General features: G+C 70.3%; 1 pseudogene. It reads left to right on the top strand.

Annotation, left to right across the window (positions count from 1 at the left end):
* Window positions 1–296 (top strand): annotated as a pseudogene (locus ASF18_RS20175) (IS110 family transposase); the annotation flags it as partial.

The raw sequence follows: 296 nt of genomic DNA, 5'->3' as shown, positions 1-296 counted from the left end.
GCGGCCAGTTGCGCAACTTCGGCCTCAAGGTCGGCGTCGTGGGGGCTGCCGGGTTCGAGCAGCCCGTGCGCGACCTCGTGCTTGATCTGCCGTTCGTCGCGGCCGTGGTCCTGCCGCTGCTGGAGGCACGCTCCGCGCTGCGGACCCAGCTCGCCAGGCTGCACAAGATGCTGCTGGACCAGGTCCGTATCGATCCGATCTGCCGCCGACTGATGACCGCGCCTGGCGTCGGGCCGATCGTGGCGTTGGCCTACCGCACCTGCGTCGACAATCCGGCTCGGTTCGGGCGCTCGCAC

It is taken from the genome of Methylobacterium sp. Leaf89 (genome assembly GCF_001422215.1).
Lineage (GTDB): Bacteria > Pseudomonadota > Alphaproteobacteria > Rhizobiales > Beijerinckiaceae > Methylobacterium.
This window is presented reverse-complemented; position numbering and strand designations above follow the sequence as displayed.